Source organism: Geodermatophilus telluris (genome assembly GCF_900102745.1).
Lineage (GTDB): Bacteria > Actinomycetota > Actinomycetes > Mycobacteriales > Geodermatophilaceae > Geodermatophilus > Geodermatophilus telluris.
On record NZ_FMZF01000002.1, the window covers coordinates 388,784 to 408,301 of the forward strand.

14 protein-coding genes and 1 tRNA gene are annotated in these 19,518 nt (G+C 76.1%); 12 read left to right on the top strand and 3 right to left on the bottom strand.

The genetic code is table 11. The features are described from left to right. Nucleotides 1-64: 64 nt before the first annotated feature. The gene (locus BLQ97_RS07060) at nucleotides 65-2,779 is read right to left on the bottom strand and encodes a DEAD/DEAH box helicase (protein ID WP_245691940.1); all 2,715 of its coding nucleotides are present in this window, start codon (nucleotides 2,777-2,779) and stop codon (nucleotides 65-67) included. Between the two features lie 205 nt (nucleotides 2,780-2,984). Here BLQ97_RS07060 and BLQ97_RS07065 point away from each other — a divergent pair, with 205 nt between their 5' ends. The 5 genes from BLQ97_RS07065 (at nucleotide 2,985) to BLQ97_RS07085 (ending at nucleotide 11,126) form a co-directional block, all read left to right on the top strand. After that, the gene (locus BLQ97_RS07065) at nucleotides 2,985-5,240 is read left to right on the top strand and encodes a sodium-translocating pyrophosphatase (protein ID WP_091364678.1); all 2,256 of its coding nucleotides are present in this window, start codon (nucleotides 2,985-2,987) and stop codon (nucleotides 5,238-5,240) included. A 172-nt stretch (nucleotides 5,241-5,412) separates the two neighbouring features. Beyond that, the gene (locus BLQ97_RS07070; RefSeq protein ID WP_091364681.1) at nucleotides 5,413-5,733 is read left to right on the top strand and encodes a hypothetical protein; all 321 of its coding nucleotides are present in this window, start codon (nucleotides 5,413-5,415) and stop codon (nucleotides 5,731-5,733) included. Continuing rightward, entirely contained in the window at nucleotides 5,730-7,298 is a 1,569-nt protein-coding gene (locus tag BLQ97_RS07075) for an alpha/beta hydrolase (RefSeq protein WP_091364682.1), read from the top strand. The genes BLQ97_RS07070 and BLQ97_RS07075 overlap by 4 nt, the downstream gene beginning before the upstream one ends. 181 nt (nucleotides 7,299-7,479) lie before the next feature. Next, complete coding sequence (gene topA, locus BLQ97_RS07080) at nucleotides 7,480-10,356, top strand: type I DNA topoisomerase (RefSeq protein ID WP_091364686.1); 2,877 nt, start codon at nucleotides 7,480-7,482, stop codon at nucleotides 10,354-10,356. 8 nt (nucleotides 10,357-10,364) lie between these two features. Then, entirely contained in the window at nucleotides 10,365-11,126 is a 762-nt protein-coding gene (locus BLQ97_RS07085) for a class I SAM-dependent methyltransferase (protein WP_175471629.1), read from the top strand. Here BLQ97_RS07085 and BLQ97_RS07090 read toward each other — a convergent pair. Next, nucleotides 11,113-11,907, bottom strand: coding sequence for a trans-aconitate 2-methyltransferase (locus BLQ97_RS07090; protein ID WP_091364688.1), 795 nt, complete (start codon nucleotides 11,905-11,907; stop codon nucleotides 11,113-11,115). The two genes, BLQ97_RS07085 and BLQ97_RS07090, sit on opposite strands and share 14 nt — an antisense overlap. 131 nt (nucleotides 11,908-12,038) lie before the next feature. Between BLQ97_RS07090 and tmk the strand changes: the two genes are divergently transcribed. The 7 genes from tmk to BLQ97_RS07125 all read left to right on the top strand — a co-directional run bounded on the left by tmk (nucleotide 12,039) and on the right by BLQ97_RS07125 (nucleotide 18,868). Next, a complete protein-coding gene (gene tmk / locus BLQ97_RS07095) occupies nucleotides 12,039-12,662 on the top strand; it encodes a dTMP kinase (protein WP_281181392.1) in 624 nt (207 codons plus the stop codon). Beyond that, entirely contained in the window at nucleotides 12,659-13,834 is a 1,176-nt protein-coding gene (locus tag BLQ97_RS07100; RefSeq protein WP_091364690.1) for a DNA polymerase III subunit delta', read from the top strand. The genes tmk and BLQ97_RS07100 overlap by 4 nt, the downstream gene beginning before the upstream one ends. 46 nt (nucleotides 13,835-13,880) lie before the next feature. Next, a tRNA-Thr gene (locus tag BLQ97_RS07105) sits at nucleotides 13,881-13,953 on the top strand. Between the two features lie 95 nt (nucleotides 13,954-14,048). Then, on the top strand, nucleotides 14,049-16,442 hold the full coding sequence (locus tag BLQ97_RS07110; RefSeq protein WP_091364692.1) for an ATP-binding cassette domain-containing protein: 2,394 nt from the start codon (nucleotides 14,049-14,051) through the stop codon (nucleotides 16,440-16,442). A 126-nt stretch (nucleotides 16,443-16,568) separates the two neighbouring features. Next, nucleotides 16,569-17,216, top strand: coding sequence for a PilZ domain-containing protein (locus tag BLQ97_RS07115; protein WP_091364694.1), 648 nt, complete (start codon nucleotides 16,569-16,571; stop codon nucleotides 17,214-17,216). Between the two features lie 91 nt (nucleotides 17,217-17,307). Continuing rightward, nucleotides 17,308-18,072 carry a response regulator gene (locus BLQ97_RS07120; RefSeq protein WP_091364696.1) on the top strand — a complete coding sequence of 255 codons (765 nt, stop codon included), beginning with the start codon at nucleotides 17,308-17,310 and terminating at the stop codon, nucleotides 18,070-18,072. 22 nt (nucleotides 18,073-18,094) lie between these two features. Then, complete coding sequence (locus BLQ97_RS07125) at nucleotides 18,095-18,868, top strand: SAM-dependent methyltransferase (RefSeq protein WP_091364698.1); 774 nt, start codon at nucleotides 18,095-18,097, stop codon at nucleotides 18,866-18,868. 96 nt (nucleotides 18,869-18,964) lie between these two features. On the opposite strand, the gene BLQ97_RS07130 is transcribed toward BLQ97_RS07125, so the two are convergent. After that, on the bottom strand, nucleotides 18,965-19,456 hold the full coding sequence (locus BLQ97_RS07130) for an inorganic diphosphatase (protein WP_091364700.1): 492 nt from the start codon (nucleotides 19,454-19,456) through the stop codon (nucleotides 18,965-18,967). Between the last annotated feature and the right edge of the window lie 62 nt (nucleotides 19,457-19,518).

The window sequence follows — 19,518 nt, forward strand, 5'->3', positions numbered from 1 at the left end:
CAAGCGGAAGGAGCGGCCCGGTGGTGCGCGTCCGCGGTCTGCGGCGGTCGCCCGGTGCGGGCCGTCAGAAGACGAGGCCGTCCTCCTCGTGACCGGCGGGAGCCGGCGTGGCGTCGGACGCCGGTGCGGGGTCGGGAGCCGGTGCGGCGGCCGGCCGGCCGGTGACCGGGCGGCGCAGGAGGCCGCGCACCGGGCCGGTGCGGACCTCGGTGAGGCCGTCGGCGTCGTCGTCGGCGTCGCCCGGTGCCGCCTCCGCGGCGGCCAGCTCGTCGAGGACGACGTCGAGGACGCGGACGGCGCCGGCCTTGTCCAGCGGGTCGTTGCCGTTGCCGCACTTCGGGGACTGGACGCAGGAGGGGCAGCCGGCCTCGCACTCGCAGCTGGCCACGGTGGCGCGGGTGGCGGTGAGCCACCGGCGCAGCGCGGCGAAGCCCCGCTCGGCGAAGCCGGCGCCGCCGGGGTGGCCGTCGTAGACGAACACGGTCGCGGTGCCGGTGTCGGGGTGCAGGGCCGTCGACAGGCCGCCGAGGTCCCAGCGGTCGCAGGTGGCCAGCAGCGGCAGGATGCCGATGGCGGCGTGCTCGGCCGCGTGCAGCGACCCGGGCAGCGCGAGGTCGTCGACGTCGGCGCGGGCGACCGCCTCGGCGTCCAGGGTGAGCCAGACGGCCCGGGTGCGCAGCTGCCGCGGCGGCAGGTCCAGCGGGAACTCGGCCAGCACCTCACCGGTGCCGGCCCGCCGCCGCTGGTAGGCCACCACCTGGTTGGTCACGTCGACGACGCCGGTGTGCGCGGTGACGGTGCCCAGCCGGCGGGTGCGGTCGGTGGACACGATCCCGAGGTCGGTCACGTCGCGGGCGACGGTGGTCCACTCCGGCGCCTCGGCGTGCACCACGGCGCAGGCGTCGTCGAGGTCGAGCTCGTCGACCACGTAGGTCTCGCCGCGGTGCACGTACAGCGCGCCGGCGTGCATGGTCGCGTGCGAGGCGCCGCCGTCGACGGTGCCCAGCAGGCGGCCGGTCTCGCCCTCGATGATCGCCACCGGCTCGCCGCCGCTGCCGCGGATGTCGACGTCGGGACGCCCCCGGCCGGCCCAGTACCAGCCCGCGGGCCGCCGGCGCAGCTCGCCGGCGGCGACCAGCTGCTCGAGCTGCGCCTCGGCGACGGGACCGCCGAAGTCGGGCAGGTCCTCGGGGGTGAGCGGCAGCTCCGCGGCCGCGCAGCACAGCTGCGGTCCGAGGACGTAGGGGTTGGCGGGGTCGGTGACGGTGGCCTCGACCGGCCGGCCGAAGACGGCGCGCGGGTGGTGGGCCAGGTAGTGGTCGAGCGGGTCGTCCCGGGCGACGAAGACGACCAGCGACTCCCGCTGGGCGCGGCCGGCCCGGCCGGCCTGCTGCCACAGCGAGGCCAGCGTGCCCGGGTAGCCGGCCAGCACGACCGCGTCCAGCCCGGCGATGTCGATGCCCAGCTCGAGGGCGTTGGTGGTCGCCACCCCGAGCAGGTCGCCGGCCGACAGCGCGCGCTCCAGTTCGCGCCGCTCCTCGGGCAGGTAGCCGCCGCGGTAGGAGTCGACCCGGCGGAGCAGGTCGTCGCGGCCCCGCTCGGCGAGCAGCCGCCGCGTCTGCTCGGCGACCGACTCCGCGCTGCGCCGGGAGCGGACGAACGCCAGCGTGCGCGCGCCCCGCTCGACGAGGTCGGCGAGCAGCCCGGCCGCGTCGGCCGCCGCCGAGCGGCGCAGCGGCGCACCGTGCTCGCCGGTGCGCTCGGTCAGCGGCGGCTCCCACAGCGCGAACGTGGCGCCCGGCCGGGGGGAGCCGTCGTCGGTGACCGCGACGACCGGCGCCCCCACCAGGCGGGTGGCGGCCGCAGCCGGCTCGGCCACGGTCGCCGAGGCGAGCACGAAGACCGGGTCGGCACCGTAGCGGCGGCAGATCCGGCGCAGCCGGCGCAGCACGTGCCCGACGTGCGAGCCGAACACGCCCCGGTAGGCGTGGCACTCGTCCACGACGACGTAGGCCAGCCGGCGCAGCGTCGAGCTCCAGCGCTGGTGCGCCGGCAGGACGCCGCGGTGCAGCATGTCGGGGTTGGTGACGATCCACCGCGAGTGGCGGCGGACCCAGTCGCGCTCCTCGGCGGGGGTGTCGCCGTCGTAGGCCGCCGGGCGGACGGAGGGGTCGGCGAGCGCCGCGACCGACGCCAGCTGGTCGCGGGCCAGCGCCTTGGTCGGTGCGAGGTAGAGCACGCAGGCGCGCGGGTCCTCCGCGAGCCGGGTCAGCGCGGGCAGCTGGTAGGCCAGCGACTTGCCCGAGGCCGTGCCGGTGGCCACGACGACCGACGTGCCGTCGTGCGCCAGCTGGGCGGCCTCCACCTGGTGCCGCCACGGTTCCCGGACCCCGGCCTCCTCCAGCCGCAGGCGCAGGCCGGGCTCGACCCACGCCGGCCAGGGCAGGGTGCGGCTCTCCCGCACGGCGAGGCGGTGCACGTGCGTGACGGGCCGCTCCTCGTCGGCGGTGCCGGCGAGGAGGTCCTCGAGGAGCTCGCTGCCGGGCGGGACCGCCGTCGACGGGGGACCCGCGGACCCGTGCGACGCCGCCGCGGTGTGGACCGCCGGGGTGCCCGGTGCCGGGTCCCGGCGGGCGTCGTCCCGGCGGTCGTCGTCGTGGCCGGCACCGTCGTGGCCGACACCGTCGTGGCCGGCCTCGTCGTGGCCGGCACCGCCCCCTGGAGCACCCTCCTGGCCGGTTGGGGGAGCAGCCGGCCGGACCGGGTGGAGCGTGGTCACCCCACCACTCTCACACCCGTGGGCAACTCCCCGCCCGGCTCCGACCGCGCTGTGCGACGGGGGTCGGAGGAAGGGGGCTTCCGCAGAGTGTGATTCCCGTTACATTGGCGCGACGTCCGCGGGGTGAGCCCCTACCCCGGGGCGAGCTCTCCGCCGACCGGGGCCGCGGGGCCGCCCGGTGGCACCCGACCGCTGGGAGGTCTTGATGCCGGACAGTCATCTCTCCGGCGGGGACGTCGTCCTCGTGACGGCAGCCCTCGTCGTCTCGCTCGCCGCACTGCTCTTCGCCGGGTCCCTGGTCAGAGCCGTGGTGGCCGCCGACCAGGGCACCGCGCGCATGCGGGACATCGCGCGGGCCGTGCAGGAGGGAGCGGGGGCCTACCTGCGCCGCCAGTTCCGCACCCTGGGCGTCTTCGCGGTCATCGTGTTCCTCCTGCTGCTGGTCCTGCCGGTGGCCGAGGGCGGCTGGGGGACGCGGATCGGCCGGGCGGTGTTCTTCCTCGTCGGCGCCCTGTTCTCCGCGTCGGTCGGGTTCATCGGGATGACGCTGGCGACCCGCGGCAACGTGCGGGTGGCGGCAGCCGCGCGCACCGGGGGGTACCGGCCGGCCTTCCGGATCGCGTACCGCACCGGCGGGGTCTGCGGGATGATCACCGTCGGCCTGGGGCTCTTCGGTGCCGCGCTGGCGCTGCTGCTGTTCGACGACACGGCGCCCGTCGTGCTCGAGGGCTTCGGCTTCGGCGGCGCCCTGCTGGCCATGTTCATGCGGGTCGGCGGCGGCATCTTCACCAAGGCGGCCGACGTCGGCGCGGACCTGGTCGGCAAGGTCGAGGCGGGCATCCCCGAGGACGACCCGCGCAACGCCGCGACGATCGCCGACAACGTGGGCGACAACGTCGGAGACTGCGCCGGGATGGCCGCCGACCTGTTCGAGTCCTACGCCGTCACCCTGGTCGCCGCGCTCATCCTCGGGCAGGTCTTCTTCGGCGCCGTCGGCATGGTCTTCCCGCTGGTCGTGGCCGCGATCGGGGTGCTCGCCTCGGTCGTCGGCATCCTCGCCAGCAACCCGGGCAAGAACGACTCCAGCGGCCTGGCCCCCATCAACCGCGGCTTCTTCACCTCCGCGGTCGTCTCCCTCGTGCTCGTCGCCGCCGCGGCCTTCACCGTGCTGCCCAGCGTCGCCGACGTCCCCGACTCGGTGGTCGACCCGCAGGTCCTCGGCTTCGTCGCGGTCCTCATCGGCATCGTCCTGGCCGCGGCCATCCAGCTGCTCACCGGCTACTTCACCGAGACCAGTCGCAAGCCGGTGCGCGACGTCGGCCGCAGCTCGCTGACCGGCCCGGCCACCGTCGTTCTCTCCGGCATCTCGCTGGGCCTGGAGTCGGCCGTCTACGCGGCCGTGCTCATCGGCGGCGCCGTCTACGGCGCCTTCCTCATCGGCGGCGGCGCCGCGCTCTACGCCGTCGCCCTGGCCGGCTGCGGCCTGCTCACCACCGCGGGCGTCATCGTCTCCATGGACACCTTCGGCCCGGTCAGCGACAACGCGCAGGGTATCGCGGAGATGTCGGGGGACATCGACGAGGACGGCGCACGCGTGCTCACCGACCTCGACGCGGTCGGCAACACCACCAAGGCGATCACCAAGGGCATCGCGATCGCGACGGCGGTGCTCGCCGCCACCGCCCTGTTCGGCTCCTACAACCAGCAGGTGCTCGTCGCGCTGGAGGGCGTCGACCTCGGCGAGGCGTTCAGCCTGGTCGAGCCGGACAACGTCGTCGGCGCGGTGATCGGCGCGGCCGTCGTGTTCCTCTTCTCCGGCCTCGCCATCAACGCCGTCTCCCGCGCCGCGGGGCGGGTCGTCTTCGAGGTGCGCGAGCAGTTCCGCACCCGCCCGGGGATCATGGACTTCTCCGAGCGGCCGGACTACTCCGCCGTCGTCGACATCTGCACCAAGGACTCGCTCCGGGAACTGGCGACGCCGGGCCTGCTCGCCGTGCTGGCCCCCGTGGCGGTCGGCTTCGGCCTCGGGTTCGGCCCGCTCGCGGCGTACCTGGTCGGCGCCATCGCGGCCGGGACGCTCATGGCGGTCTTCCTCGCCAACTCCGGCGGTGCCTGGGACAACGCCAAGAAGATGGTGGAGGACGGTGCCTTCGGCGGGAAGGGCAGCGAGGCGCACGCCGCGACCGTCATCGGCGACACCGTCGGCGACCCGTTCAAGGACACCGCCGGCCCGGCGATCAACCCGCTGATCAAGGTGATGAACCTGGTGGCGCTGCTCATCGCCCCGGCGGTGGTCGGGCTCTCGGTCGGCGAGGACGCCAACACCACGGTGCGCCTGCTCATCGCGGCGGCCGCCACGCTCGTGGTCGTCGGTGCCGTCGTGTTCTCCAAGCGCCGGTCGGTCGTCGTCGGCGGGACCACCGACGAGACCACCGGGTCGCTGACCACGAGCGCTCCCTGACACCACGCCGCGAGCCTCCGCCCGGCACCTGCCGGGCGGAGGCCCGCGGCGCGGGCTGTGGACGGGCACCCCGGCTGTGGACGACCCGGCGCCGTCCGGCCCCACCCGCTCCTAGCGTCCGCGGCGCCGGTCCACCCCGGGCCGGCGCCGACGCCGGGAGGATCCCTTGTCCGTGGAGATCGCCGTCCAACTCGACGCCGTCCAGGCGCTCGGTGCGGAGCTGACCGCCCTCGCCGCCGAGCTGTCCGGGGACGCCGACCTGTGCCGGTCCACCGCCGGGTCCCTGGCGACGGCGACGCCCGGCGAGGTGGCCGAGCACGCCGGCGCCACCGGGCAGGCGTGGGTGACGCTCGTCGACGCCGTGGTCGCCGGGGCCGACGCCGCGGGGCGGACGCTGCTGGCCGCGGTGCACGCCTACCGGCTGCTCGACGCGGCCGTCTCCGATCGGCTGCTCGCCCAGCGGGCCGCGCCCGTCGCCGCGGCGACGGCGTGAGCGCGCCCGGCCTGACGGCCGTCGCCGCCTGGGACACCGCCCTGCTCGACGGCGCCGTCTTCACCCTCGAGGCGGTCGGCGAGCGGCTGCCGCCCTGGCGGGCGCGGGTGGAGGCCGTCGCCCGTGCCCTCGCCGACGCCGAGTGCTGGTCCGGCCCGGCCGCGCAGGAGGCCGCCCGGGCCCTCGGTGAGGTCTCGGCGGTGGTCACGGCGGTGACCGGTGCGCTGGGCACCTCCCTCGACCGGCTGTGGGACACCGCGCGGCAGGCGCGCACGGCGCAGGAACTGGCCGGCCGGGCACTCGCCGAGGCCGCGGCCTCGGGCGTGACCGTCGACGAGGACGGCGGTGTCGTGACACCCGCCCGGGTCGCGCCCCCGGCGGGCGCCTCGCCGGAGGCGCTGGCCGCCCACCACGCCGGCGCGGCCGAGGAGGTGGCCGCCGCCGAGCGGGTCGCGCGGCTGGCGGCGGACGCGCTGCACGCGGCGGCCGCGGCCGCGGCGCACGCGGCGGGCACGGGCGAGCCGCTGGCGGCGGTCGACGCCGTCACCGCCGGGGTCCCGGCGGACTTCGCCGGGCTGTCCGCGGCCGTCGCCCGCGCGGGCGTGTGGCAGCCGTCCTGCCTCCCGGTGGCCGGGACGTCCCCCGCCGCGGTGGCCGCGTGGTGGGCGGCCCTGTCCGACCCGGCCCGGCAGTTCCTGGTGCGGGCCGAGCCCCGCCTGGTGGGCGGCCTCGACGGGCTGCCGGCGTGGGCCCGCGACCGGGCCAACCGGCTGGTGCTGGAACGCACGCTGGCGGACCCGGACAGCACCGGCCACGCGGCCGCCCGGGCCGCTGCCGCGGAGATCGCGGCCGAGGAGGCGGCCGGCCGGCCCGTGCAGCTGTGGGTGTTCGACCCGTGGCTGGAGCGGGCGGCCGTCGCCTACGGCGACCTCGACACCGCCGACACCGTCGGGGTGCTGGTGCCCGGGATGACCAACGTCGTCGGCGAGGACCTCGACGCGCTGGGGGAGAGCGCGCAGGCGGTCGCCGCCGCCACAGTCGACGCCGCACCGGCCGCGTCGGTGGCCACCGTGGCGTGGTTCGGGTACCGACCGCCGGCGGGCGTGGGCTCGTGGCGGGCCCTGCTCAGGGGCGCGGCCGAGCAGGGCGGCAGGGCGCTCGCCGGCGACCTCGCCGGGCTGGCGGCATCCCGGGCGGCGGACCCCGTGCGCGCCGGTGACCCGAGGGTGACCGTCATCGGGCACAGCTACGGGACCCTGGTGGTGGACGAGGCCGCGGACGTGCGCGGTGTGCTCGCTGCCGACGCGGTGGTGCTCCACGGCAGCCCCGGCATGGAGAACGACGCCGCGGGTCTCGAGGCCGCCGAGGTGTACGAGGCGTCCTCGCCCGCCGACCCGATCACCTGGCACGACGCCCACGGCGGGTACCCGACGTGGCGCGAGGACTTCGGCGCCGTCGCGCTCCCCACGGGGCCGGTGATGATGCACTGGGAGTACTACGACGCGGCCTTCCCGACGCTGACGGCGACCGGCGAGGTGGTCGCCGGGGTCCACCGGCCGGCGTGAGGGAGCGGACCGGGAACAGGCAGCGGACTGCGCCGTTGGTGCGGGTGACGGCACGCCCACGCGGGGTCGCCAGCCGGTGTCGTTCCGTCGGCGTGGCCTACCGTGGCCCGCCGAGGGGGCGCACCGGAGCCGACCACCGCGCACCGCGCCGCCACGAGACAGCACCACCGACAGGAGCACCGTGCCCACGAAGACCGCGAAGAACGGCGAGAGCGCCGGCCGCACCGCCGGCGGTACCAGCACGCCCGCCCGGCGCCGGACCGCCGCCACCGGGGCCGGCCGGCCGCTGGTCATCGTGGAGTCGCCGACCAAGGCCGGGAAGATCGCCGGCTACCTCGGCAGCGGCTACGTCGTGGAGGCCAGCGTCGGGCACATCCGCGACCTGCCCCGCAACGCCGCCGACGTGCCGGCCGAGCACAAGGGCGCGTCGTGGGCGCGGCTCGGCGTGGACGTCGACAACGCCTTCGAGCCGCTGTACGTGGTCAGCCCCGACCGCAAGCAGCAGGTCACCCGGCTCAAGCAGCTGGTCAAGGACGCGAGCGAGGTCTACCTCGCCACCGACGAGGACCGCGAGGGCGAGGCGATCGCCTGGCACCTGGTCGACACGCTCAAGCCGCGGGTGCCGGTGCGCCGGATGGTCTTCCACGAGATCACCCCCGAGGCCATCGCCCGGGCGGTGGCCAACCCGCGCGAGCTCGACACCGCGCTCGTCGACGCGCAGGAGACCCGCCGCATCCTCGACCGGCTCTACGGCTACGAGGTCAGCCCGGTGCTGTGGAAGAAGGTGCTCCCCAGGCTCTCCGCCGGCCGCGTGCAGTCGGTGGCCACCCGCATCGTGGTCGAGCGGGAGCGGGAGCGGATGGCGTTCACCGCGGCCGACTACTGGTCGCTCGACGGCGTCTTCGCCGTCCCCGGCCGGACCGGTGCCGACGCGGGGGAGCCGACGACGCTGCGTGCCCGCCTGGTCAGCGTCGACGACAGCCGCGTGGCCACCGGCCGCGACTTCGACCCGGCCACGGGGCAGGTCACCGGCGACGTCGTGCACCTCGACGAGGCCGGCGCCCGCGGACTGGCCGCCCGGCTCGAGGGCCGCCAGGTCACCGTGAGCCGGGTCGACGAGAAGCCCTACCGGCGCCGTCCCTACGCGCCGTTCACCACCTCGACCCTGCAGATGGAGGCCGGTCGCAAGCTCGGCTGGTCGTCGGCACAGGTCATGCGGGTGGCGCAGCGGCTGTACGAGAACGGCCACATCACCTACATGCGGACCGACTCGACCAACCTCTCCACCGAGGCGATCAACGCCGCCCGCACCCAGGCCCGGGAGCTCTACGGCGACGCCTACGTCCCGGCCGAGGCCCGCCGCTACAGCAAGAAGGCCAAGGGCGCGCAGGAGGCGCACGAGGCCATCCGGCCCGCCGGTGACTCCTTCCGGACGCCGGGCCAGCTCGCCGGGCAGCTCGCCCGCGACGAGTTCCGGCTCTACGAGCTCGTCTGGCAGCGCACCGTCGCCTCGCAGATGGCCGACGCCGTCGGGCAGACCGTCAGCATCCGGCTGGCCGGGCGCAGCACCACCGACGAGCGGGTCGAGTTCACCGCGTCGGGCCGCACCATCACCTTCCCCGGCTTCCTGCGCGCCTACGTGGAGTCCCGCGACGAGGGGTCCGGCGGCGGCGAGGACGAGCACGGCAGCGACGACGCCGAGCGGCGGCTGCCCCGCGTCGAGCGCGGCCAGCAGCTCGACACGCAGCAGCTCGAGCCCAAGGGGCACACCACGAGCCCGCCGTCCCGCTACACCGAGCCGAGCCTGGTCGCCCGGCTCGAGGAGCTCGGCATCGGCCGCCCGTCGACCTACGCGTCGATCATGCAGACCATCCAGGACCGCGGGTACGTGTGGAAGAAGGGCTCCGCGCTGGTGCCCTCCTTCGTCGCCTTCGCGGTGGTCAACCTGCTCGAGCAGCACTTCGCCGCGCTCGTCGACTACGACTTCACCGCCTCGCTGGAGAACGAGCTCGACGAGATCGCCAGCGGGTCGCTGGGGCGGGTCGACTGGCTGACCGAGTTCTACTTCGGCGGCGAGGGCCGGCACGCCGGCGGCATCGCCGCCTCCGGGGGCCTCAAGACCGTCATCGGCCAGCAGCTGGAGGAGATCGACGCCCGCGGCGTCAACTCCATCCCCCTGCGCGCCACCGGGCCCCACGGCGAGCCGGTCGTGGTCCGGGTCGGCCGCTACGGCCCCTACCTGCAGGCCGGGGGCGAGGACGGCGCCCGGATCAGCATCCCCGAGGACCTCGCGCCCGACGAGCTGACCAGCGAGAAGGTCGCCGAGCTGCTCGCGGCGCCCTCGAGCGACCGCGAGCTGGGGACCGACCCCGACAGCGGCCACCCGGTCGTGGTCAAGGCCGGCCGCTACGGCCCCTACGTGACCACCGTGGTGCCCGACGGCAGCAAGGAGGCCCCGCGCACCGCCAGCCTGTTCCGGACCATGGCGCCGGAGACCGTCACCCTCGAGCAGGCGCTGCAGCTGCTCACGCTGCCGCGCACCGTCGGCACCGCGCCCGACGGGGAGGAGATCCAGGCGCTCAACGGCCGCTACGGGCCCTACCTGAAGAAGGGCAGCGACTCGCGGTCGCTGGAGAACGAGGAGCGGCTGTTCACCGTCACCCTCGACGAGGCGCTGGCCGTCTTCGCCCAGCCCAAGCAGCGGGGACGGCGGGCCGCCGCCGCGCCGCTCAAGGAGCTGGGGCCCGACCCGGTGAGCCAGGGCCAGATCACCGTCCGCGAGGGCCGCTTCGGCCCCTACGTGACCGACGGCGAGACCAACGCGAGCCTGCGCAAGGGCGACGAGGTGGAGACCATCTCCCTCGACCGCGCCGCCGAGCTGCTCGCCGACCGCCGCAGCCGCCCGGCCGCCACCAAGAAGAAGGCGGCCAGGAAGGCCACGAAGACGACGGCGGCCAAGAAGACCACCGCAGCGACGAAGACCACCGCGAAGAAGACCACCGCGAAGAAGACGACCGCGAAGAAGACCGCCGCGTCCGACGCGGTACCCGCGAGCTGACCCCTGCCGTGACCGGCTCGATCGACCCCGCCGCCTGGCAGCGGCGGCGGACGTCGTTCGGGTCGGTCGCGGCCGACTACGCCGCACTCCGGCCGGGCTACCCCGCCGACGCGGTGGCCTTCCTCCTCGGGGACCGGCCGCTGCGGGTGCTCGACCTCGGTGCCGGCACCGGCCTGCTCACCGACGCCCTGCTCGCCGCCGGGCACGAGGTGGTCGCCGTCGACCCGTCACCGGAGATGCTCGACCAGCTGCGCGCCCGCCACCCCGGCGTCCCGGCGCACGTGGGCGGCGCGGAGGACGTCCCGCTGGCCGACGGCAGCGTCGACGCCGTCGTCGCCGGGCAGGCCGCGCACTGGTTCGACCCGGACGCCGCCGCGCCCGAGCTGCGGCGGGTGCTGCGACCCGGCGGCGTGGTCGGGTTCGTCTGGAACGTCCGCGACGAGCGGGTGCCGTGGGTCGCCGCGCTCGGGGCCGCCCTCGCCGCCGAGGCCCGGGGGCACGAGGCCGACCAGGGCGTGGTCGAGGCGTTCGCCCGTGCCCTGCCGGCCGACGTCGAGACGACCGGGTCGGGCACCGTGCAGCGGGTGACGCCGGAGCAGGTCGTCGCCGGCATCGGCACCCGCAGCTACGTGGCCACGATGACCCCGGCCGCCCGCGCGGCCTTCCTCGGCGGCATCCGCGACCTGCTGGCCACCCACCCCGACACCCGGGGCCGCGACGTCCTCGAGCTGCCCCACCGCACCGACGCCCACCGGCTCACCCTGCGCTGAGCGGCGCCCGGCCCACCGCGAACACCCGGCGGAACGGCAGCACCGTCGTCCCGTCCGGGCGCGCCGGGTAGGCCGTCCGCAGCGCCGCGGCGTACCCGGCGGTCAGCGCGGCCGCGGCGTCGTCGTCGAGCAGCGCCAGCACGGGCCGCAGCACGGTGCTGCGCACCCAGCTCAGCACCGGGTCGGGGCCGCGCAGCACGTGCAGGTACGTCGTCTCCCACACGTCGGCCGCCAGGCCCGCGCCGGCCAGCACGTCGAGGTAGCCGGCCGGCTCGGGCACCGGGTCCGGCGGGGGAGCGGCGGCGGCCAGCCGCCCGGCCCAGGCCGGCGAGGTGCACAGGTCGGCCAGCAGCCGGTGCGTCGGCGCGGCGTGGTTGCCCGGCACCTGCACCGCCAGCCACCCGCCCGGCGCCAGCTCCGCGGCCCAGCGGGCCAGCAGCGCGGCGTGCCCGGGCACCCAGTGCAGGACCGCGTTGCTCACCAGGACGTCGACCGGTGCGGCCGGCCGCCAGTCCCGCACGTCGCCGAGCTCGAAGCCCACCCGGCCCGGGACGGCGTGCGCGGCCGCGGCGGCCAGCATCTCCGGAGAGGAGTCGACGCCGGTCACCCGCGCACCCGGCCACCGCGCGGCCAGCGACGCGGTCAGCGCACCCTCGCCGCAGCCCAGGTCGACGACGACCCGCGGCGCGTCGGCGTCCACCCGGGCGAGCAGGTCGGCGAAGGGCCGGGCCCGCTCCCCGGCGTGGCGCAGGTACAGCGCGGGATCCCAGGCGGCGTCCACGGGCCCCGACCGTAGCGCCCCGGGGACGTCGGACCCGGCCGGTACCGTGGACCGGCCACCGGGAGGCCCGGCGGCCGCACGCCCCGAGGAGCCCCGCGATCGACGCCCACCCGCGCCCGCCCGGCCGCGGCCTGTTCGTCGCCTTCGAGGGTGGCGAGGGCACCGGCAAGTCCACCCAGGCGCGGCTGCTGTTCGACTGGCTGGGGCTGCACGAGCTGCCCGCGCGGATCACCCACGAGCCCGGCGGCACCCCGCCGGGCGCCCGCATCCGCGCGCTGCTGCTCGACCCGGCCACCGGCGACCTCGCGCCCCGCGCCGAGGCGCTGCTCTACGCCGCCGACCGCGCCCACCACGTGCACGCCGTGGTGCGCCCGGCGCTGGAGGCCGGCGAGGTCGTGCTCACCGACCGCTACGTGGACAGCTCGCTGGCCTACCAGGGCGCCGGCCGCACCCTCGATCTCGACGAGGTGCGCCGGATCTCGGCCTGGGCCACCGGCGGTCTGCTGCCCCACCTGACCGTGCTGCTCGACCTGCCGCCCGAGGCGGGGCTCGCCCGCGCCCTCGGTCGCGCCGCCGCCGACCGCCTGGAGTCGGAGTCGCTGGAGTTCCACCAGCGGGTGCGCGCCACCTTCCGCGCGCTGGCCGCCGCCGACCCCGGCCGCTACCTGGTCCTCGACGCGGAGCGGCCGGCCGGGGAGATCGCCGCCGCCGTCCGCGAGCGGGTCGGCGCCCTGCTGCCCGGGCGGGTCGCGTGAGCGCCCCGGCCGGCGGCGTCTGGGGGCAGGTCATCGGCCAGCCCGGGGTGGTGGCCGAGCTGCGGGCCGCCGTCGCCGACCCCACGGCGATGACCCACGCGTGGCTGTTCACGGGCCCGCCGGGGTCGGGCCGGTCGGTGGCCGCCCGGGCCTTCGCCGCCGCGCTGCAGTGCCCCGACGGCGGCGACGGCACCTGCCACGCCTGCCGCACCGTGCTGGCCGGCACCCACGCCGACGTGCAGACCGTCGTCCCCGAGGGGCTGTCCATCGGCGTGGTGGAGGCCCGCGAGCTGGTCCGGCTGGCCGGGCGGGCCCCGTCGCAGGGCCGCTGGCAGGTCGTCGTCGTGGAGGACGCCGACCGGATGACCGAGCAGGCGGCCAACGCGGTGCTCAAGATGATCGAGGAACCGCCGCCGCGGACGGTGTTCCTGCTGTGCGCGCCCAGCCTGCACCCCGAGGACGTCCCGGTGACCATCCGCTCCCGCTGCCGGGTGGTCGGCCTGCGCACCCCGCCGGTCGACGCCGTCGCCGACGTGCTGGTGCGCCGCGACGGCGTCGACGCCGCCCTCGCGGCCTGGGCGGCCGGCGCGGCCGGCGGGCACGTCGGGCGGGCCCGGCACCTGGCCCGCGACGAGACCGCGCGGCTCGCCCGCAAGGCGGTGCTCGACGTCCCGCTGCGACTGGTCTCGCTCGCCGCCTGCCTCACCGCCGCCGACGACCTGGTCGGCGCGGCGAAGGAGGAGTCCGACCGTGCCGCCGCGGAGCTCGACGGCGCCGAGACCGAGGCGGTCAAGGCCAGCCTCGGCGTCGGCGCGCGCGGACCGGGCGTGGCCGCCGCCAGCCGCGGCGCCGGCGTGCTCAAGGACCTGGAGAAGCGGCAGAAGAGCCGGGCCACCCGCATCGGCCGCGACTCCCTCGACCGCGCGCTGGTCGACCTCGCCGGGCTCTACCGCGACGCCCTGGTGCTGCACGCCGCGCCCGGCGAGCAGCTGCCGCTCGACCACCCCGACCGGCGGGCCGACGCCGAGGAGCTGGCCCGCCGGATCGGTGCCGAGGGGGCGCTGCGCCGCATCGACGCCGTCCTGGCCTGCCGCACGGCGCTCGAGCAGAACGTCAAGCCGCAGGTGGCCGTCGAGGCGCTCACCGTGGCGCTGCGCCTCCCGGCGGGGTGAGAGCGGACCGACCCGGTCCGTGACGTAGGCTGTGCACCGCACGCCCGCCGCCTTAGCTCAGTCGGTAGAGCATCTCACTCGTAATGAGAAGGTCGTCGGTTCGATTCCGACAGGCGGCTCTCCTCCTGACCCGTCCGGGGAACACCGGACGTCGTCCCCATCCGGTAGACAGCGAGCGCGCCGACGACGACGGCGCCCACCGGACGGAGGCAGCATGAGCACCGCCACCAGCAGCGACCAGCGGTCGCCGGCCCCGCACGCCGCCGACAGCCACGACCTCATCCGGGTGCTCGGGGCGCGGCAGAACAACCTCAAGGACGTCAGCGTCGAGATCCCGAAGCGCCGGCTGACGGTGTTCACCGGCGTCTCGGGCTCGGGCAAGAGCTCCCTGGTGTTCGGCACCATCGCCGCGGAGTCGCAGCGGCTGATCAACGAGACCTACAGCGCCTTCGTCCAGGGCTTCATGCCGTCGCTGTCGCGGCCGGAGGTCGACCTGCTCGAGGGCCTGACGACGGCGATCATCGTCGACCAGGAGCGGATGGGCGCCAACCCGCGCTCCACCGTCGGCACCGCCACGGACGCCAACGCGATGCTGCGCATCCTGTTCAGCCGGCTCGGCACGCCGCACGTCGGACCGCCCACCGCGTTCTCCTTCAACGTGCCGACGCGCAAGGCCAGCGGGGTGATGAGCACCGAGAAGGCCGGCGGCCGGGTCGAGAAGGCCGTGGTGCGCGACGTCGTCTACCTCGGCGGGATGTGCCCGCGGTGCGAGGGCATGGGCTCGGTCTCCGACTTCGACCTCACGGCGCTCTACGACGCGACGAGGTCGCTCAACGAGGGCGGCCTGATGGTCCCCGGCTACAGCACGGAGGGCTGGTACGGCCGCCTGTTCCAAGGCATCGGCCTCGACCTGGACAAGCCGATCGGGCAGTACACGAAGCGGGAAATGGACGACCTGCTCTACAAGACGCCCACCAAGATCAAGGTGGAGGGCGTCAACCTGACCTACGAGGGCGTGATCCCCCGGGTCCAGAAGTCGATGCTGTCCAAGGACGTCGACTCGCTGCAGCCGCACGTCCGGCGCTTCGTCGAGCGCGTGATCACCTTCCAGACCTGCCCCGAGTGCGACGGCACGCGGCTCACCCCGGAGGCCCGGTCCTCCACGATCGACGGCAGGAGCATCGCCGACCTCTGCGCGCTGCAGATCAGCGACCTGGCCGACTGGGTGCGCACGCTGCGCGAGCCCTCCGTCGCCCCGCTGCTCACCGGCCTGCAGCACCTGCTCGACTCGTTCACCGGGATCGGGCTGGGCTACCTCTCCCTCGACCGGCCCGCCGGCACGCTGTCCGGGGGAGAGGCGCAGCGCACCAAGATGATCCGCCACCTCGGGTCGTCGCTCACCGACGTCACCTACGTCTTCGACGAGCCCACCATCGGCCTGCACCCGCACGACATCGAGCGGATGAACCGGCTGCTCCTGCAGCTGCGGGACAAGGGCAACACGGTGCTCGTCGTCGAGCACAAGCCCGAGACGATCGCGATCGCCGACCACGTCGTCGACCTCGGCCCGCTCGCCGGCACGGCCGGCGGCGAGATCGTCTACCAGGGCGGCCTCGAGGGGCTGCGGGCGAGCGGCACCCTCACCGGGCGCCACCTCGGCTACCGGGCGGCGCTCAAGCCCGAGGTGCGCACGCCGACCGGGCGGCTGGAGGTGCGCGGTGCGAGCACCCACAACCTCCGCGACGTCGACGTCGACGTCCCGCTCGGCGTCCTCTGCGTGGTCACCGGCGTCGCGGGCTCCGGCAAGAGCTCGCTGGTCCACGGCTCCGTCGCGCCGAGGGACGGCGTGGTGGTCGTCGACCAGGGCGCCATCCGCGGCTCGCGGCGGAGCAACCCGGCGACCTACACGGGCCTGCTCGAGCCGATCCGCAAGGCGTTCGCCAAGGCCAACGGCGTCAAGCCCGCCCTGTTCAGCTCCAACTCCGAGGGCGCGTGCCCGACCTGCAACGGGGCCGGCGTCATCTACACCGAGCTCGGGGTCATGGCGACGGTGGAGTCCCCGTGCGAGGAGTGCGAGGGCCGGCGCTTCCAAGCGTCGGTGCTCGAGTACCGGCTCGGCGGCCGCGACATCGCCGAGGTGCTGGCGATGTCGGTCGCCGAGGCCGAGGAGTTCTTCGGCGCGGGCGAGGCGCGGACGCCGGCGGCGCACGCGGTCCTCGACCGGCTCGCCGACGTCGGGCTGGGCTACCTGACGCTCGGCCAGCCGCTCACCACCCTCTCCGGCGGCGAGCGGCAGCGGCTGAAGCTGGCCACGCAGATGGCCGAGAAGGGCGACGTCTACGTCCTCGACGAGCCCACCACCGGCCTGCACCTCGCCGACGTGGCCAACCTGCTCGCGCTGCTGGACCGGCTCGTCGACGCCGGCCGGTCGGTGATCGTCATCGAGCACCACCAGGCGGTCATGGCGCACGCCGACTGGATCGTCGACCTCGGCCCGGGCGCCGGCCACGACGGCGGCCGGGTGGTCTTCGAGGGCACGCCGGCCGACCTGGTCGCCGCCCGCTCCACCCTCACCGGTGAGCACCTGGCGGCCTACGTCGGTCGCTGAGGGGCGCCCGTCCCCCGGACGGGGGATCCGCGGCCGGGTTCCGCTCACGTCGGGTGAGGCGGGTGCCGATGCCCTCCTCGACACCCCAGGGGGACGTCCCCCGGGCGAGCGAGCAGGAGGACGGGCATGGCGACGCCGGGACTGGACCACCCGGAGGAGCGGGCGGTCGTCGACGTGAAGGCCGAGAGCCGTGACGACGTGCTGCTCAGCTTCGTCGAGCAGGTGACGGGCGGCGAGATGGTGCTCAGCGTGGGCACCGACGCCGCGAAGCGCCGGGTGCGCCTCGACGTCGGCGAGCGGGTGGAGCTGATCTGGCGCGGGCCCGAGGAGCTGCGCTCGGTGCCGGCCGAGCTGGTCGAGGTCGTCGCGGGCGACGACCCCACCTGGCGGGTCAGGACGACCGGTCCCGCCTCGCGCGGGCAGCGCCGGGCGGCCGTGCGCGCCCCCCTGGCGGTGCCGCTGGAGCTGGAGCTCGGCAAGGGCGTCCTCGGCGGTGCCACCCTCGACCTCAGCGAGGGCGGCAGCCGCTGCCTGTTCGTCGAGCCGCCCGCGGGGACGCCGGCGATCGAGGTCGGCGCCGTCCTGGGGGTCACCCTCGACCTCGACGGCACGCGCCTGCGCTTCGACGCGGAGGTGATCCGTCGCCACGAGCGGGAGGACGGGCGCCCCGAGCTGTCGCTGCGCTTCCTCGGGCTCGGCGAGAAGCGGCAGGACGCCATCCGGCGCCGGGTCTTCGCCGAGCTGCGCGACCTGCGCTCCCGCGGCCTCATCTGACCCTCCCGGCTGCAGGAGCGGCCCCCGCCTGCCGATCCCCCCGGGGACGGGACGGCACGCCGCCGACCCGCGGGCGCACGAGGAGGACCGCGTGGCGAGGGTGCTGGTCGTCGAGGACGAGGACACCACCCGGCTGCTGCTCGAGGCCCGCCTGCGCTGGGCCGGCCACCGGGTGCGCGCCGTCGCCTCCGCGCCGGAGGCCCGCGCGGTGATCGAGCACGCCTTCACCCCGGAGGTCGTGGTCACCGACATGTTCATGCCCGGCGGCAGCGGCCTGGGCCTGGTCTCCGACCTGCGCGCCGACCCCGGCTCGGCCACCGTCCCGGTCGTCTTCCTCAGCGGCCGCGCGCTGCCCGGCGACGTCGCCGCCGGCCGGGCCCTGGGCGCGGCCTACCTGCAGAAGCCCTGCACCGCCGGGGAGCTGACCGCGGCCGTCGCCGAGGTGCTCGGCACCCCGGAGACGGCGCTGGAGGGCGTGGTGCGCCGGCGCGTCGGCGACCTCGGCGCCGTCGACAGCGACGAGGAGCGCGAGCTCGTCGCCACCCTGCTCGAGCTCTTCGTCGCGCAGGCCCCCACCGCCGTCGCCGCCGTCGAGTCGGCCGTCGCCGCCGGCGACGTCGCGCTCTTCGGCCAGGCCGCGCACCGGCTGCGCGGCGCCGCGGCCGAGCTCGGCGCCGAGCCGCTGGCCCGCGCCTGCGCCGACTGGGACGACGCCGCCGCCGCGGGCGACCTGCCCGACCCGGCGGAGGTCTCGGCCGTCCTGGCCCGCGAGGTGCCGGCCACCTGCGCGGTGTTCACCGCGCTGGCCGCCGAGCTGCGCCAGGGGCCCCCGGCGGACGGCGACCCCGAGGGCTGAGGGCGTCGGCGAGGATGCCGCCGTGGACAGAGCCCGGCTCAGCGCGATCGCCCACCGCTGGCACCCCGTCGCCGCCCCCGTCTCCGACGCGAGCCTGCACCGCCTCCTCGACCGGCTGGCCCCACCGCCGCAGGGCCGGGTGCTCGACCTCGGCTGCGGCTCCGGTGCGTGGCTGCTGCCGCTGGTGGCCGCCCACCCGGGCCTGACCGGTGTCGGCGTGGACACCTCCGGCCCCGCGCTGGACGCCGCCCGCGACCGCGCGGCGATGGCCGGCGTGCTGGGCCGGGTCGAGTTCGTGCAGGCCGACGCCGCGACCTGGCGGGCCGGGCCGTTCGACGTCGTCGTCTGCGTCGGTGCCACCCACGTCTTCGGCGGCCCGGCCGGCACCCTCGCCGCGCTGAAGGGGCACCTGCGCCCCGGCGGGCGGGTGCTGTTCGGCGACGGCTTCTGGGAGGCCGGCCCGAGCCCGGCGGCGCTGGCCGGGCTGGGCGCCGAGCCGGGGGAGCTGCCCGACCTGCCCGGGCTGCTGGCCGAGGCCGGCCGCGCGGGGCTGGAGCCCGGCTACGGCCACCTGAGCACCCGCGCGGAGTGGGACGAGTACGAGTGGTGCTGGACCGGGGCGCTCACCGACTGGGCGCTCGGTGAGGCGGCCGGCGCCGACCGGGAGGCCGCGCTGGAGGCCGCGCGCACCCACCGCCGGCAGTGGCTGGAGGGCTACCGCGGCGAGCTGGGGTTCCTGACCGTCGTCCTGCACGACACAGAGGGCTCCGTCGTCCTGCACGACACCGGCGGCTGACCGGCCCCGACACGACGGCGGCGGTGCACCCCCGGAGGGTGCACCGCCGTGCGTCGTCCGTCGTGCGCTCGCCGGGGGAGCAGGCCCCCGGGGTCGTCAGTGGCCGCCGCCCTCCGCGGCCCGCTTGATCGAGGCCTCGATCTCGGCCTGGGCCTCGGCGCGGCCCACCCAGTTGGCGCCCTCGACCGACTTGCCCGGCTCGAGGTCCTTGTAGGTCTCGAAGAAGTGCTGGATCTCCAGCCGGTCGAACTCCGAGACGTCGGTGATGTCCTGGAGGTGGGCCATGCGGGGGTCGGTGGCCGGGACCGTGAGGACCTTGTCGTCCCCACCCGCCTCGTCGGTCATCCGGAACATGCCGATGGCCCGGCAGGTGATCAGGCACCCGGGGAACGTCGGCTCCTCCAGGAGCACCAGGGCGTCGAGCGGGTCGCCGTCCAGGCCCAGGGTGTTCTCGATGTACCCGTAGTCGGCCGGGTACCGGGTGGAGGTGAACAGCATCCGGTCGAGCCGGATGCGTCCGGTGGCGTGGTCCAGCTCGTACTTGTTCCGCTGGCCCTTGGGGATCTCTACCGTCACGTCGAACTGCACGGCACGTAGTGTGGCCCACCGGTATCAGGTCCACCGGTGCAGGTCCGCCCGGGGGTCACTCC

What these genes read in the sequence shown, in the direction of transcription:
- BLQ97_RS07110 (WP_091364692.1), top strand. Translation starts at nt 14,049, where the DNA reads ATGAGCACCGCCACCAGCAGCGACCAGCGGTCGCCGGCCCCGCACGCC.
- BLQ97_RS07115 (WP_091364694.1), top strand. Translation starts at nt 16,569, where the DNA reads ATGGCGACGCCGGGACTGGACCACCCGGAGGAGCGGGCGGTCGTCGAC.
- BLQ97_RS07065 (WP_091364678.1), top strand. Translation starts at nt 2,985, where the DNA reads ATGCCGGACAGTCATCTCTCCGGCGGGGACGTCGTCCTCGTGACGGCA.